This window comes from Nocardia sp. NPDC003999, assembly GCF_053604885.1.
In genome coordinates this window covers 305,302-318,209 of record NZ_JBSGIB010000002.1, presented here as the reverse complement: position 1 = coordinate 318,209, position 12,908 = coordinate 305,302, and the positions used below count along the sequence as shown (strand labels likewise).

The 12,908-nt window shown below is 67.6% G+C and carries 15 protein-coding genes; 10 read left to right on the top strand and 5 right to left on the bottom strand.

Annotated elements, in window-relative coordinates; genetic code table 11:
* Nucleotides 1-58: 58 nt before the first annotated feature.
* Entirely contained in the window at nt 59-379 is a 321-nt protein-coding gene (locus ACWESM_RS05475; protein ID WP_355074789.1) for a cupin domain-containing protein, read from the top strand.
* Between the two features lie 384 nt (nt 380-763).
* On the opposite strand, the gene ACWESM_RS05470 is transcribed toward ACWESM_RS05475, so the two are convergent.
* Nucleotides 764-1,423, bottom strand: a complete 660-nt coding sequence (locus ACWESM_RS05470; protein ID WP_452491024.1) for a QsdR family transcriptional regulator — start codon at nt 1,421-1,423, stop codon at nt 764-766.
* Nucleotides 1,424-1,683: 260 nt separating this feature from the next.
* Nucleotides 1,684-3,000: a helix-turn-helix domain-containing protein gene (locus ACWESM_RS05465; protein ID WP_452491023.1), complete on the bottom strand. Its 1,317-nt coding sequence runs from the start codon at nt 2,998-3,000 to the stop codon at nt 1,684-1,686.
* Nucleotides 3,001-3,261: 261 nt separating this feature from the next.
* Between ACWESM_RS05465 and ACWESM_RS05460 the strand changes: the two genes are divergently transcribed.
* The 3 genes from ACWESM_RS05460 to ACWESM_RS05450 all read left to right on the top strand — a co-directional run bounded on the left by ACWESM_RS05460 (nt 3,262) and on the right by ACWESM_RS05450 (nt 5,160).
* Complete coding sequence (locus tag ACWESM_RS05460; protein ID WP_452491022.1) at nt 3,262-3,609, top strand: hypothetical protein; 348 nt, start codon at nt 3,262-3,264, stop codon at nt 3,607-3,609.
* A gap of 208 nt (nt 3,610-3,817) precedes the next feature.
* Nucleotides 3,818-4,180 carry a hypothetical protein gene (locus ACWESM_RS05455; protein ID WP_452491021.1) on the top strand — a complete coding sequence of 121 codons (363 nt, stop codon included), beginning with the start codon at nt 3,818-3,820 and terminating at the stop codon, nt 4,178-4,180.
* A gap of 41 nt (nt 4,181-4,221) precedes the next feature.
* A complete protein-coding gene (locus tag ACWESM_RS05450; protein ID WP_452491020.1) occupies nt 4,222-5,160 on the top strand; it encodes a hypothetical protein in 939 nt (312 codons plus the stop codon).
* A gap of 9 nt (nt 5,161-5,169) precedes the next feature.
* Here the strand turns inward: ACWESM_RS05450 and ACWESM_RS05445 are convergent, their stop codons facing one another.
* Entirely contained in the window at nt 5,170-5,646 is a 477-nt protein-coding gene (locus ACWESM_RS05445) for a hypothetical protein (protein ID WP_452491019.1), read from the bottom strand.
* Nucleotides 5,647-5,843: 197 nt separating this feature from the next.
* On the opposite strand from ACWESM_RS05445, the gene ACWESM_RS05440 reads away from it, so the two are divergent.
* Nucleotides 5,844-6,749: an ADP-ribosylglycohydrolase family protein gene (locus ACWESM_RS05440; protein WP_452491126.1), complete on the top strand. Its 906-nt coding sequence runs from the start codon at nt 5,844-5,846 to the stop codon at nt 6,747-6,749.
* 138 nt (nt 6,750-6,887) lie between these two features.
* Here ACWESM_RS05440 and ACWESM_RS05435 read toward each other — a convergent pair whose 3' ends face one another.
* Entirely contained in the window at nt 6,888-7,631 is a 744-nt protein-coding gene (locus ACWESM_RS05435; protein WP_452491018.1) for an ABC transporter ATP-binding protein, read from the bottom strand.
* A 96-nt stretch (nt 7,632-7,727) separates the two neighbouring features.
* Complete coding sequence (locus ACWESM_RS05430; protein WP_452491017.1) at nt 7,728-8,774, bottom strand: ABC transporter permease; 1,047 nt, start codon at nt 8,772-8,774, stop codon at nt 7,728-7,730.
* A 130-nt stretch (nt 8,775-8,904) separates the two neighbouring features.
* Here ACWESM_RS05430 and ACWESM_RS05425 point away from each other — a divergent pair, with 130 nt between their 5' ends.
* The 5 genes from ACWESM_RS05425 to cobM all read left to right on the top strand — a co-directional run bounded on the left by ACWESM_RS05425 (nt 8,905) and on the right by cobM (nt 12,711).
* Nucleotides 8,905-10,281, top strand: coding sequence for a histidine kinase (locus ACWESM_RS05425; protein ID WP_452491016.1), 1,377 nt, complete (start codon nt 8,905-8,907; stop codon nt 10,279-10,281).
* Nucleotides 10,278-10,895, top strand: coding sequence for a response regulator (locus ACWESM_RS05420; RefSeq protein ID WP_452491015.1), 618 nt, complete (start codon nt 10,278-10,280; stop codon nt 10,893-10,895). The genes ACWESM_RS05425 and ACWESM_RS05420 overlap by 4 nt, the downstream gene beginning before the upstream one ends.
* Nucleotides 10,896-10,994: 99 nt before the next feature.
* Entirely contained in the window at nt 10,995-11,336 is a 342-nt protein-coding gene (locus ACWESM_RS05415) for a zinc ribbon domain-containing protein (protein WP_412805314.1), read from the top strand.
* Nucleotides 11,337-11,511: 175 nt separating this feature from the next.
* On the top strand, nt 11,512-11,937 hold the full coding sequence (locus ACWESM_RS05410) for a PPOX class F420-dependent oxidoreductase (protein ID WP_355074764.1): 426 nt from the start codon (nt 11,512-11,514) through the stop codon (nt 11,935-11,937).
* A 24-nt stretch (nt 11,938-11,961) separates the two neighbouring features.
* Complete coding sequence (gene cobM / locus ACWESM_RS05405) at nt 11,962-12,711, top strand: precorrin-4 C(11)-methyltransferase (protein ID WP_452491014.1); 750 nt, start codon at nt 11,962-11,964, stop codon at nt 12,709-12,711.
* Nucleotides 12,712-12,908: the final 197 nt, after the last annotated feature.

Genomic DNA, 12,908 nt, shown 5'->3' with positions numbered 1-12,908 from the left:
AACCAATTCTGCCTGATTGGCTCTAGGGTCCCGACCTCGCCACGGCGACGATGAACCCATGAGCAAGATCTCCATTACCGATGTCGTCGACGACCTGAGCGGTCCTTGGCAGCCGCGCGACCTGGCCACCGCCAACGACGCCGTGGTGCGCATCGCTCGCCTGCACGGCGCATTCCCCTGGCATCACCACGACGAAGACGAGCTGTTCCTCTGCTGGAACGGCACCTTCCGCATCGAAATGCAGGACCATGCGGCGGTAACACTTGGTCCCGGCGAGATCTTCGTGGTTCCTCGCGGAGTCGAACACCGACCGGTGGCCGAGGAACCAGCTCACGCGATCATGATCGAACGGCCGGAAACCAAGCAATACGGCAATTAGCCGAGGACGCACGCGACAGCGGTAGAAGCTGCGACGCGCTGAGTGAACTGTCAGTGCGGCTCCCTATGCCGCGGCAGCCTGGTCGGCTCCTCGTGGTACCGGGGCGGCGTAGTAGGCGCGATAGGAGTGAGTCAGGGAAGTAGCCACAGTCGTTCACAAGGCAGCCGATCATATTCAATGCTTGGATCGCCGACTTCGGATGCCGATACTTCCGGACAGTGACTCTCGGACCACTTTCGCAACAGGTTTCGGACTGCTGTTCGACAAGCTACGTAGTCGAATACGCCGGCAGGTCCGGTAAACCTGATGTGGACGTCGGGTTCGCGGGGAAGCGGGGATTCCGCTGAAGAGGTGTACACCTGTCGTCACGCAGCTTCCGGTGGCCTACTCCGCATCCGGACCGCTGGTCTTCTCGCAGGGTAGGAGTGCGTTGACAACCCTGGCGGAACGATCATGGTCGGGCTGCTGGCCGGTGATGAGCCCGAGGTAGGTATAGGACTCCATGACGCGGACCAGTACGTACGGCAGATCTTCGGAAGGAATCGACGACTGCAGGCGACCGGCGGCGGTCTCCTCGCGCACGATCTCGGCGATCAGCTCGATCAGTCGAGCCTCGAAACCGGACGCTTTGGTTGTCAGCAGGCGCAGGGCCAGTTCGCCCTCGCGGTCGATGAAGCGCTGCATGCCCGGATTCGTGTTGACGGCGCGCATGGCCTCGTTCATGACGGCTGCGGCGGGGGACTGATTGGGCGCGGCGGGAGGTCCGGAGTGGCAGTGGGTCTTCCGCGAGCGGGTGAGGGTCGGTTCGATCAGTGACCAGAGAATCTCGGTGAGCAATTGGTCGCGGGAGCCGACCCAGCGATACAGGGTGGCGCGGTCAACGGCGAGCTCCTTGGCCAGCGCTTGCATGTCCACACGGTCGCCGGCGAGGAAGGTTTTGCGGGCTTCGCGGAAGGCGTCGAGAGCGGTCGGACGCGACGTCGCGGTGCCGTCGAGATGGCGCCGCAACGGTGTGTCGGCGGAGTGGGGGTCCTGCCTTGGCATCCTGCGCACCTCCCTGCGGTTGTCTCGGAATGCGTGCCGACCGTCACAGTATGCTACATTTCGGAGAAACATTGCAAGAAAGCTACGGATAATTATTCTGGTGCAACACTGAACTATCCGCCACTTCGGCCTCCTGACCCGAACCCGGTGTCATGAGCCGTCTTTGAGCACAATCGTGCAGGTTTGAAGGGACAACCGCCGATCTGACGCATTTGGTCTCGGCGGCTGCGCTGCGCAGTTACATGTCTTGTCGAGCCAGGTCACGCCGTGCGGGCGAGTGTGTCGAAGCGGTGGCGGAGGTGTTCGGCGTCCTCGCCGTGGGTGCGGGTGGCGGCGGCGCGGACGGGGCGTAGTTCGGCCAGAAGGCGTGGGGAGTTGACGGGGCCTTCGAGGAGGGTGAGGGCGGTGTGTGCTTCGGTGATGGCGGAGGTGGTGTCGCCGAGGCCCGCGAGGGCTGCGGCGTAGTAGGCGCGGTACGACGCTTCGTCGCGGGGGAAACAGCTCTCATGGCCGACGCTCTCGCGGTACAGCTGCACCGCCCGGCTGTGGTGTCCGAGCATGCCGAGTCCTCGCGCCTCGTGGGCGCGCAGTTCGGCCTCGGTGACGTGCTCCAGCCATGCCGGGTCGTCCGGGCTGTCGAGCCCGCGATCGGCTTCGCGCCAGACTCGCACCATCGCGCGGCTGAACTCCTGCTCGTCGCCGACGGCCGCGTAGGCCGTTGCCTCCTCGGCGGCCTTCAGCGCGTTCATACGAGCCGACGGTATGCCCCTGACGAGTTCTGTCGAACGTCGTGCGAGGCGCACGGGCTCGGCGAAGGAAGCAGGCGAGGACGCGGCGAGATTCGCGAGATCGCCGAGGGCGGCGGCCGATAAGGCATTGTCACCGCACTGTTCGGCGAGCAAGACCGATTCCGTGAGGTGCCGCCGGGCCGTGCCGGGGCGATTACTGTCGCGAGCCAACCATGCAACGGTATTCGACAGCCATCCCGTCGCACTGACCAATTCGGCACCTATGCGGTGGCCGTAGGACCTCGAGTCCAGTAGCCGCCGTACGGAGGCGTATTGCCCTGCTGCGTAGTGGAATATCGCGCCGCCACCGCGATGATGGTCGTGCTCCCAGAGTCGTTCGGTGAGCATGCGGATATACGTGATATGCCCGGTGCCGACCCGAAACGGTTCCGCGTTCCTGGTCGGCGGTATGGAGACACCCGCCACCGCGGTCATTGTCGCTGCCAGGCCGAATTGTCTGCGGTCCACGTCATCGACTCCTTCGCAGGCCCCGTTGTCGATGGTCCCCGTATCGGGGGTAGCGAGCAAGAGGGGCAGCAACGCGGTGCGCGGCACGCCCAGCGCGTCGGCGGCGCGGACCAGTTCCCGGATGTCGAAGATGGTTCCTACTTCTCCGCGCTCGACTCGTCCCGCGTGGGTGCGGTCCCAGTGCAGCAGTGCTCCGAAATCGGCTTGGGACAGGCCCATTTCTTTGCGGACGAGGGCGAGGGCCTGACCGGGCCGTCCTTCGGCGAGCAACTTGCGGAATCGCGGCGACTCCCATACGCCGTCGATGTCGTTGTCCGTCACCTTCGATCCCCCTGACTCGAAATTCGATGTCCTGAGCGGACTTTAAGCACGGTCGCGCAGGCGAGGAGGGGCAACCGCAGATATCGCGCACTTGGTCTCGTGCGCTTGACAGCGTGGCGGTGTCCCTTCCGTTCCTCGAGGCTCGAGGTACGCGCGCCGCCGGGGTGATGCCGTGCGCGGCACGGCACTCCGGACGCGGTGAGCCGCGAGCGGTGGCGAAAGCCCCCGGCGGCGGGCGCTCCCATCGAACGAGAGGTGATCATGAAGCCGAAAGTGGTCGGGTACCTGCGCCGCGACATCTCCGGCCAGCGCACGCGCAGGCACGAAATGGAAATCCGGGCGCTGGCGAAGGCGTCGGGCTTCGACCTGGCACGAACGCTGGTCGCGGGCCCGACCGCGCCCGCTTCGCTCGCTGCGCTGCTCACCGTGGTCGGCCGCGTCGGTGCGTTCGCGGTGATCACTCCCGCGCTCGACCATGTGGAATTCCGTGCGGACGAGGTCATGGCGGTGTGCGCGCTGATCACTCTCGAATCGCGGCACGCCCCGCCGCGTGGTTTCGCTCGGCGTTCGCCCTCCGCGCCGCACCGTGGCTTCCCGGGCCGCGCGTAGTCGATCGAAAGCACTTCCGCTCTCGCTTCGTCGCGCGGTCGCTGATACCCGAATCTCACGGCCCGCACGGGCGTGAGCCTCGCCGCGAGGAACAGACCGTTCGGTAGTAGGTTGCCCTTCATGAGACGTCGGCATCCGGCCGGAGCGTTGGTCCGGCCGGATGCCGGGCCGCTGCCGGGCGGTTCGTCGCAGGTGAAGGTGAGGGTTCATGGCCGAGTGCACGCCGACTCTGGTCGCGATCTATGACGTCGGTTTTTCGCCGGAACGCCGAGTAGCCGAATTCAGGTTGGTTCCTGGCGGTGGCGTGACGCTCACGGTGACCGATCGTGACGGATGCCCGATCGCCGAAAGGTTGTACGAGCGCGGTGTCAAGGTTTTCGACCCGCCCGGGCGAATAACGCCGGACGAAGGTCCGTCCTTCCTGCGTGCGCTGCTCGACGCGCCGGAGATGAGCTATTACCGCGTCGTCGATGAAACCCCGGTCGAGCCGAAGCGGCCCGGCGTCCACACGCCTTGGTCCGCGCTGCCCGCACCGGGTTCGGATGGCGCGGCCCCGCCGCCCTCTCGGTGAGAGACGCTGTCACCCCTCTACTTCGCAACATCACCCGGCGCTTGACCAGAACCCTCGATCTGGGCACCCAGACCGCGGCGGGCACCTACCGGCGCACCAGCCGCACGCTCGACCTCGGTGCTCGTGAGTTCCGGGACGTCGACGAGCGGTCCTCGCATCTGGTGGAAGAGGCGCGCACCCAGGTACAGCCGCATCCGGCACAGGTGGCTCGACAGCGAACGTGGGACTACCAGCCGAGCGCGACCGAATCGGCGATGAGCGCGCGTCGGCTGACCACCGACGTCGGGTTCGACGGTGACATGCGGGACAAAGCGCTGAGAAGCTCCACGACAGTGCAGAAGATGCTTTCCGACGACGGTGAACTCAACGTCTACAAACCGATCCACGGTGAGCAATACGACGCGGGATTGCCCTTCGTGCACGCTCCCGGCGCGCTGACGAGCCGGGAGATCGCGGCATATCGCGTCGATGAACTACTGGGCTTCGGTCGGGTGCCTCCGACGGCTCGGACGGACGGTGTGATCGGACCCGACGGCAGAGCGTCCGGCCCCGGCATGATCCAGCAGTTCGTCAAGTCCGAGCCTGCCAAGCCGGTGGGCGAATATCCGAAAACGCAGCAACAGCAGGTCGCGGTGCTCGACTACATCATCGGCGCCATGGACCGGCATCCCGGCAACTACCGCACCGTGGAACGTAACGGGCAGCTGGAAGTGGTCGCTATCGACCACGGTCGATCGTTTCCCCTGTCGACCCGACCGCTGGAGATCAATATCGATTCCGATTTCGTCATGGCGCAGAAGGGTGAGCGCCTCGAAGGGGATGTGCTCCGCGCGGTCCAAGGCGTGGATATGGACCGATTTCGAGCGGCGCTCGGAGACGCCGGTCTGCACGAGAATGCCGTCAACGGTGCGGTGACCCGGCTGGAGAAAATACGCGAGCTCGGCATGATCCCGGCCGACGCCAGGGTCTTGCCACCCTGATCCGCTGGATCATCCGGCCTGCGGGTGCGGGCGCCGTTCGATCGTGTTCCGCGCCCGTGCCCACACTTCCTCCGCTTCGAATTCCGCGGCCTGCCAGGAGTCGGTGGCCAGACCGACTCGGCCGCGCCACTTCCGCATGATGTCGGCGTGCACCGGCCAGCGCACGAACCGCCGCATGTCCTGCTCGGTTTCCCACACCGAGATCGAGCCGCCGCGCGACTCCGACGGCCGAGCCCACAACCACAGGCCGACCGCGCCGTGCATCACCGGCCAGTTCCGGCCCAGCCGCATTCCCGTCTTGTAGATCGCCTGGACGTCCTCTTCGGAGGTGGCCAGAAAGTCGGTCACGCTGACGAACACCGGGCCCCGGCTGTCGTGCAGCGGCCCGGCCTGCCAGGGCATCAGCACGGTTCCGTCGGAAAACGGCTGTTCATCCGTGCCGCTGTGCCGGTCGCCGGAACGGTTCTCGCCAGAGTTAGTAAGCATGAGTAGATGATATGCACACGCTTATTGAATTGCCAACCCTTACCTTCTGGTCTTCGCGGCCGGCGGTACATCGAACCCGCACCGTCCCGCGCCTACCACCGGCAGTGCTCCGATTTGTCTATCGATCGACTGGATCCGAGTGGTCGCACAGCGGGCGTCTTGCTGTAGTCGGTCAGAGTCGGCACCATTGCTTCCGTATGCCCCTGACTCCTGATATCGCCCTCGACAGCCTCGACGGTCTATCCGTTGGCGACGCATTGGGCGCCCAGTTCTTCGTGCCCGACCGTTCCCTATTCGACCTTCTCGCCGGGCGCCCGCCGACGGCCCCGTGGCAATGGACCGACGACACCGAGATGGCCTGCTCGGTCTATTCGGAAATTCGCAACCGCAGCTACATAGACCGCGATGCGCTCGCGGCCGTATTCGCCGACCGCTGCGAGCCCTATCGCGGCTACGGTGGCGGCACAGTCGTCGTGCTGCACCAGATACGTGACGGACGCCCCTGGGCCGAGGCCGCAGGCTCATCGTTCGACGGTCGTGGTTCGTGGGGAAACGGAGCCGCGATGCGGGTCGCCCCACTTGGGGCGTACTTCGCCGGGAACCCGGACCGGGCCGCAGCGCAGGCCGCGTTGTCCGCCGAAGTCACCCATCGGCATCCCGAAGCGATCATCGGCGCCATGGCGATCGCCGTCGCGGCGAGCCATGCCGCGGCCACTCGCGAAACTGGCTGTACATCAATGGAGTTGCTATCCGCCGTCGAGCCATACCTGGTCGACGGACTAACCGCGACAGGTGTCCGCCGAGCTCGAAAACTACTGGGCAAGACGGTAGCCGAAGCGGCCTACGAACTCGGCAACGGCGCCCAGGTCAGCGCTCAGGACACGGTGCCGTTCACCTTGTGGGCGGCAGCAACCTATCTCGCCGACTATCCGGCCGCCATCACCGCATGCGTCGAAGCGGGTGGAGATGTGGACACCACAGCAGCGATCGTCGGTGGCATCGTGGCAGCCCACACGGGAATAGGGAATCGAGATCACGTCCGCGGAATACCACAACAGTGGCTGCTCGCGCGTGAGCCTCTTCCTTCGTGGGCGACAAGATAGCCCAGTCCGCGGGCTGAGCACTAATGTCATTCCCCCGCAGGTGCACGCCGCTTGTCCTCGGTCAACTCAGCCGGTATCCCGAGTCCGGAGACCGCTGGGTTCTGTTGTCGGCACCGGGGTGGTCCGTCTGTTGGCGACCTATGGGGTCACTAGGGCGGCGGCTGGAACGGTTTCCGGAGTGAGGCGTCCGTCGACCATCTGGTAGACGGCGTTCATGCGGTGCAGGTGGGTGCGGTCGTGGGTGACCAGGAGGGTGGCGGCCTCGTGTTCGTGGGCGACGGACAGGATCAGGTCGATCACCGCGGCGCCGCGTTCGGTGTCCAGTGCGCTGGTGGGTTCGTCGATCACCAGGAGGGACGGTGCGTTCATCAGGGCGCGGGCGATGTTCACTCGTTGCCGTTGACCGCCGGACAGTTGCGCGGGGCGCTTGTCTCGCTGGTCGGCGAGCCCGACCGAGTCCAGTAGTGCCAGTGCGCGTTCGCGGGTCGTGCGGCGGTGTCGGCGTGACGTGATGATCCGCTGCCCGAGATGCGCCATCGCCTCGAGTTGCTCGACGGCGGTGAGTGCCGGGATCAGGTTCGGTTGTTGGAAGACGATGCCGATCGACGAGCGACGCAGTGCGGCGGCTTCGCGACGGGTCACGTCAGCGAGATCGGTTGTGTCCCGGGGCGTTACGAGACGGATGCGCCCGGATTCCGGGCGGATCAGAGTGGCTGTCACAGCTAGCAGGCTGGACTTGCCGGAGCCGGACGGGCCGGTGATGGCGGCGATCTCGCCGCCGCGGACCCGCAGGTTCACTCGGTCCAGGGCGGTGAGCCGGCCGGTGCCGTCGGGGTAGGTGAGCGTCACATCCGCGAGGGTGAGCATGGTGGTGGGTGTCATCGAAACTCCGTGCTGAGGGCGGTCGGGCGGTTCGGGTGCGCTGATGAGGCGATTTGGGTGCGGCGGTTGGCGATCGTGCCGTGCGGACGCCTGCGTTCAGCGGCCCGCGCCGAGCGCGGTGAGCGGGTCGGCGGTGAACAGGAAGCGCAGGGCGAACGCCGCGCCGAGTAAGCCGAGCAGGATCAGCGCGAGCGAGGGAAGCAGCGTGGTGGCCGGGCTCAGCACGAACGGCACCGCGTCGCCGAGCAATGCCGCCGCGGCGACGGTGATCCCGAGGCCGGTCGCGATACCGGCCGTGAGCACGGTGGCGGCTTGGACGAGTGCGTCGCGGACGAGCGACCCCGAAGTCGCCCCCAGCGCTTTCAGTGTGGCGATGTCGGGCATCCGCTGAATCGTCCACACGGTGAAGAACGCGCCGATCACCAGCGCGGAGATGGCGAACAGCAGGGCGGTCATCAGGGTGAGCGAGCCGTTTTCGGCCTGGTAGGAGCCGATCGCCGAGCGCGCTCCCGACAAGTCGGTGGTCCGGGTGTGTGCGGTGGTGTTCACCGCTTCCGGATCGGTCGCCCCCGACACCGCGAGCACGGTGGCCGCGCCGGAACGAGGGTTGAGCGCCTGCCAGTCGGCGAGCGTCATCCAGACCACGGGCGTATGGCTGTACCAGTCGTCGCCACGCACGGCGGACACGACGAACGCGCGGCCGCCGATCACCACGGAACCGCCGGGCGCGGCACCGAGATCGGCGGCCGCGCCGGTACTGAGCAGCACCGTGCCCGCATCGGTCGCCGGGCGGTTGCCGAATGCCGTGTCCGTGCCGAACAGGGCGACCTGCGCGGGGGCAGAGCCGTCACCGTTCGCTTTGCCGCGGGCGATGCCCACCGGTGTCACGCCGCGGGCGGCGGCGCGCCAAGTCGCGATCTGCTCTCCGGTCAGCATGGACCCGTCGAACGAGGGAGCGCCGCCGGTGTCGGCGAAGACGACGGTATCGCCGGGCAACGACTCGACGGCCGAGACGTTCTGGTGCGCGAGCCCGGCCGTTAGCCCGCTGAGGAAGCTCACCAGCACCGCCACCAGCGTGACGACGAGTGTGATCAGTGCGAACCGGCCGCGGGCGGCGCGGAGGTCTCGGAGTGCGACGAACATGTCTCCACCCTCACGCCGCGCCGGGCCGTTTCCATCGCGCCGGGGGAGGAAGCGCGGATGAGCGAAAGTCGGCGGCGGTTTTCCACCTTTCGATGGATGCCCCGGCGATAGCCGTACATAAGCTGACACCGTGCACTCGTCCCCGTTGACCCCGGTTTTCACCACCTTGCGGCTCGGCCTGCACGTGCTGATGACCGGTTTGGCGGTAGTGGTCGCCGTGCGCGCGGTGCTGCCCGGCGCGGCACATCCGGCCGCGACCGTCGGTCTCGCCGCGGCCTTCCTCGTGACCTATTTCGCGGGTGCGGGGTTCGCGGGGAAACGGCGCGCGATTCCGGTGTGGCTCGGTGCGCTGACGGCCCTGTGGCTCGGGCTGGCCGTACTCGCGCCGGACGCGGGTTATCTCGCGTTCGGCCTGTTCTTCCTGTACCTGCACCTGCTGCCGCGCCCATGGAATCTCTGCGCCGTGGCCGCCGCGACCGCCGTGGCGGTAGTCGGCTTCGGCCTGCATCGGGGCTGGTCGGTGGCCGGTGTGGTCGGCCCGGTCATCGGAGCCGCCGTCGCGGTCGGGATCGGGCTCGGTTATCAGGCGTTGTTCCGCGAGGCCGCGGAACGACAGCGACTGATCGACGAATTGCTCAGCACCAGAGCGATACTGGCCGAGCGGGAACGCACGGCGGGCAAGCTCGCCGAGCGGGAGCGGCTGGCCGCCGAGATCCACGACACGGTCGCGCAGGGGCTGAGTTCCATTCAACTGCTGCTGCACGCGGCCGAGCGGGAAGCGCCGGATCACCCCGCGCTGCAACGGATCCGGCTGGCCAGGGAGGCGGCCGCGGAAAACCTCGCCGAGACCAGGCGACTCATCGCCGAACTGGCTCCCGCCGCGCTGGAGGGACAGTCACTGGCCGAGGCGCTGGAGCGGATCACTCAGCGCGCCGCCGCGCCCGGGTTGAATACCAGGTTCGTTGTGGAGGGTCCGCCGGAGCGACTGCCCATGCCGATCGAGGCCGCGCTGGTCCGGATCGCGCAAGGCGCGGTCTCGAACGTGATCCGGCACGCCGGTGCGGGCCGGATGCGCGTGACGCTCACGTATGCAGACGACGCGATCCATCTCGACGTGGTCGACGACGGTGTCGGCATCGCTCCCGAAGTACTCGAGCGCAGCCCGTCGGGATCGTTCGGGCTGGCCGCCATGCGTTCGCGGGTACACGAGCAGGGCGGAGTCATGGCGGTCGAGTCCGAGCCGGGGCACACGGCAGTCACCGTGTCCTTTCCGCTCGACACTGTCTCGGGTTGCGCCGAACTCGAAGCGGGCGAACATGGCGCGGTGCCGCTCGCCATGGCACATCCGCCGCGCACGGAACCGGCCCGGACGGAATCAACTGCCTCGGACCGGGTCGGGCCGGTGTCCGGCAGTCAAGGCGGGCCCGAGACCGGTCCGCCCGGCCAGGGCGGAACGAACACCCGAGGCACGGACTCGCGCGACCTCGGCGCGGAGGGTTCCGAGTGATCCGCCTGCTGCTCGCCGATGACCACGCGATCGTCCGCGCCGGATTGCGCGCGCTGCTGGACGTCGCCGACGACATCACCGTCGTCGGCGAGGCGGCCACCGCGGAGGCCGCCGTCGCGTTCTGCGCGACCACGCCGGTCGACCTCGTGCTGATGGACCTGAGTTTCGGGTCCGGCCGGTCGGGAGTCGAGGCGACCGCGCGGCTGCGTGAGTTGCCGAGCCCGCCGAACGTTCTCGTGGTCACCAACTACGACACCGACGCCGACATCCTCGGCGCGGTCGAGGCCGGCGCGTGCGGCTACATCCTCAAGGACACACCGCCCGGCGAATTGCTCTCCGCGGTGCGGTCGGCCGCGGCGGGCGACGGCGTGCTCTCGCCCGCGGTCGCGTCCAAGTTGATGACCAGGGTGCGCCGCGCCGACACCACGCTGAGCAGGCGCGAGATCGAGGTATTGCGGCTGGTGTCCGACGGTCGGTCCAACCGCGAGATCGCCAAACAGTTGTTCCTCAGCGAGACCACCGTCAAGTCCCACTTGGTGCATATCTACGGAAAACTCGGCGTGCGCTCGCGAACCTCCGCGGTGGCGCGGGCCCGCGAGCGCGGAATGCTGTGACGCGGACGCGCGCAGGAACGGCCGTTCTTCACCGGAGCCGAAGCTCCGCCGATCGACTACTGTGACCGACATCGGATTTTCTATCTTCGGGGGTTTCACATGCTGATCTGGGGCTGGCAGAAGCGTATCCACACGCTCGCCATGATCACCTTGATCTGCGGCCGCTGCGGCAATCCCGCCGCGCACGCGCTGCGCAAGCTCGTCACGAAGTTCACGCTCTTCTTCATTCCGCTCTTCCCGCTCAGCACCAAGCATCACCTGGAGTGCACGTGGTGCGGCGCATCGTCACCGGTCGCCGGACCGCAGGTGCCCGACCTCCTCGCCCGCGCGAACGCCGAGAGCATGGGCCCCGCCCAGTACCAGCAGCCCGCCGCGGGCGGCCCCAACGCCCAGTGGCCCCAGCAGTCCGCTCCCCACCCCAACCCCAACTGGCAGCGCTGACGAAAGTCCACCGGAGACGGCCAGTGGGTCGGCAGTCCGGCACGGTGCGCGCTGATCGCCTTCCACCGCGGTCGATACCGACGCAACGAGTGAATCGCGCGACCGAACTCAGCCGAACGGAGCCGATCGAACCAGCCGAGCCGAGCTGTCGGGAGTCACCACCTAGGGTGAGCGGATGGCCTCTCTTTCCGATCCCGAAGTGCGCGAGTTTCTGACCCATGGCACCCGCACCGGCAAGGTGGCGTTCGTGACGGCTGACGGCAGGCCGATGGTGACGCCGGTGTGGTTCATCGTCGACGGCGACGAACTGGTGTTCAACACCGGCAAGTCCACCGCGAAGGGCAAGGCGTTCGCCCGGGACGGCCGCGTCTCGGTGTGCGTCGACCTGGAGGAACCGCCCTACGCGTCGGTCCAGTTGCGCGGCACGGTGACGCTCTCGGAAGACCCGGACGAACTGCTGCGCACCGCCACCGAGATCGGCGGCCGTTACATGGGCGCCGACCGTGCCGAGGAATTCGGCAAGCGCAACGGCGTCCCCGGCGAACTCGTCGTCCGCCTCCGCCCCGAGAAGGTGATCGCCCACTTCGACGCCACCGCCTGAGCGGCGGTCAATACACTCGCGCGCATGACCGTGCACTTCATCGGGGCCGGGCCGGGCGCGGCCGATTTGTTGACGGTGCGCGCGGTCGAGTTGCTCCGCGCGTCGCCGGTGTGCCTGTACGCGGGGACCTATCTGGATCCCGGCGTGCTGGCGCACTGCGCGCCGGACGCCGAACTGGTCGATACCCAGCGCTTGGACCTCGACCAGATCACCGAGCGTCTGGTGCGCGCGGACCGGGCCGGACAGGACGTGGCCCGCCTGTGCTCGGGCGACCCGTCGCTGTATTCGGCGCTGACCGAGCAGACCCGCAGGCTGGACGCGCACGGGGTGCCGTGGGATGTCACACCGGGCGTGCCCGCCTATGCCGCCGCGGCGGCGGTGCTCGGTGCGGAGTTGACCGTGCCGGAGCTGGTCCAGTCGGTCGTGCTGACCCGGGCGCAGGCCCGCTCCACCGCGATGCCCGAGTCCGAAGCGCTGGCGAATTTCGCCGCCACCGGCGCGACCCTCGCGCTGCACCTGGCCGTCACTCGCACCCGCGCGACGGCCGCCGAACTGGCCGCCGAGTACGGCCCGGACTGCCCGGTCGCTGTCGTCTACCGCGCCAGCCAGCCCGAGCAATTGATCCTGCGTGGGACCCTGGCCGACATCGCCGACCAGGTCGAGGCCGCCGGACTGCGGCAGGCCGCGGTGATCCTGGTTGGCCGCGCGCTCACGCCGGCGGTGTGGTGCGCGGAATCCCACCTCTATGACCCGGCGCGGGTGCGCGGGTCGTGACGGCGGGTGCCATAGGCGGCCGCCTCCCGCGGCGCGAAAGCGCCGGTTTGGGGCGGGGGTGACGCATGTGAGAACCGCAACATCCCCCTGGCAAACCTCTTACGCCCTACCTACCTGCGTTGATGTGCAGTGGCTATGACGATTGGTTGGTCGGCTGCCGGGGGCGACGGTAGATTGATCCGGTGATTCGCAAAGAA

Coding starts and splice junctions, on each gene's coding strand:
- ACWESM_RS05475 (WP_355074789.1), top strand. CDS start 59: ATGAGCAAGATCTCCATTACCGATGTCGTCGACGACCTGAGCGGTCCT.
- ACWESM_RS05430 (WP_452491017.1), bottom strand. CDS start 8,774: ATGTTCGTCGCACTCCGAGACCTCCGCGCCGCCCGCGGCCGGTTCGCA.
- ACWESM_RS05440 (WP_452491126.1), top strand. CDS start 5,844: ATGCCCCTGACTCCTGATATCGCCCTCGACAGCCTCGACGGTCTATCC.
- cobM (WP_452491014.1), top strand. CDS start 11,962: ATGACCGTGCACTTCATCGGGGCCGGGCCGGGCGCGGCCGATTTGTTG.
- ACWESM_RS05470 (WP_452491024.1), bottom strand. CDS start 1,423: ATGCCAAGGCAGGACCCCCACTCCGCCGACACACCGTTGCGGCGCCAT.
- ACWESM_RS05415 (WP_412805314.1), top strand. CDS start 10,995: ATGCTGATCTGGGGCTGGCAGAAGCGTATCCACACGCTCGCCATGATC.
- ACWESM_RS05410 (WP_355074764.1), top strand. CDS start 11,512: ATGGCCTCTCTTTCCGATCCCGAAGTGCGCGAGTTTCTGACCCATGGC.
- ACWESM_RS05435 (WP_452491018.1), bottom strand. CDS start 7,631: ATGACACCCACCACCATGCTCACCCTCGCGGATGTGACGCTCACCTAC.
- ACWESM_RS05445 (WP_452491019.1), bottom strand. CDS start 5,646: ATGCTTACTAACTCTGGCGAGAACCGTTCCGGCGACCGGCACAGCGGC.
- ACWESM_RS05460 (WP_452491022.1), top strand. CDS start 3,262: ATGAAGCCGAAAGTGGTCGGGTACCTGCGCCGCGACATCTCCGGCCAG.
- ACWESM_RS05455 (WP_452491021.1), top strand. CDS start 3,818: ATGGCCGAGTGCACGCCGACTCTGGTCGCGATCTATGACGTCGGTTTT.